Genomic DNA, 976 nt, shown 5'->3' with positions numbered 1-976 from the left:
AGCGCGACGATAAGCGCGAGGAAGACGGAACGATATTTTTTTAGATACTGCATCATAACTTACTGCTAATTATAGACGTGTTGGTTCGAGATAAAACAAGCCCTGTTGCTTCATTTCTTTGCTCGGGTCATCGCCATAACTAGCGAGATAGTGATTACTTAAAAGCTGATATGCCTTCAAGTTTTTTGCAACTTCGTGTAAAGGGTCGCGCGTATCAAAACCAAAGATAAGCGCCTCATAATCACTTGCGTGATAGGTTTTAAGGATGCAGCTCAGCAAATCTTGAAAGATATCAATCCGGTTGTCGGCACAAAGAACCGTGTGAAGGCTAAGGTAGCTCGCTAAACTTCCAGGACTTGGTAGCTGGAGGCCGCCAAAGAATTTACTCTTAATATTATTGATGTGCCTGAGGGCTTTCATCTTGCCTTGGTAGGATACAAAGCGCGTTTGTTTAAAATCTTTTTGGTTCCATACGGCGCACATACCGATAAGTTCATCGTCATCATAAGCGAGGAAATAATTTTCGATATCGACCCCGCGATAGTAATTGTCTTTGGTGCCAATTTTTGAAAAGTCATAGACAGGGTAAAATTGCTTTGATGGCGCATGCTTATCGAAAAAAGACTGCATCTGAGCTTTATCGGCATTGCTAGCTCGTCGCACTAAAAGTGTTGTGGCTTTATGCTGCTTCTTATACAGATCTACCATATAAGTACGAAATTGTCCGGCCTGGTGATAAGTCGGCAAACTTAGACGGCCACTTCCGACTGAGTTGATAGAGGCTTTATTCTCGTCCAATATCACAGTCTGCATCCACTCATCCTGCATCAGTTCTCGATACTTTTTGAATAAACGTAACAGTGTCCTTCCGCCACGATAATCCTGGTGAATACGTAGATCATTGCCGTAACGGGTTAATCTTTTTTCGCCGTCGACATAAACTTCGCGCTTACCAATACTGAATGAGGCCAACAAG

General features: G+C 42.8%; 1 protein-coding gene. It reads right to left on the bottom strand.

Going from position 1 to position 976, the window contains the following annotated elements:
* Positions 1–69: 69 nt before the first annotated feature.
* Positions 70–976, bottom strand: a 907-nt coding sequence (locus A3763_RS27845; RefSeq protein ID WP_068759803.1) for a hypothetical protein, incomplete at its 5' end; no start/stop codon positions are given.

It is taken from the genome of Oleiphilus sp. HI0128, assembly GCF_001635365.1.
Note: the sequence above shows the minus strand (reverse complement) of the source record. Positions and strands in the feature narration are given on the sequence as shown.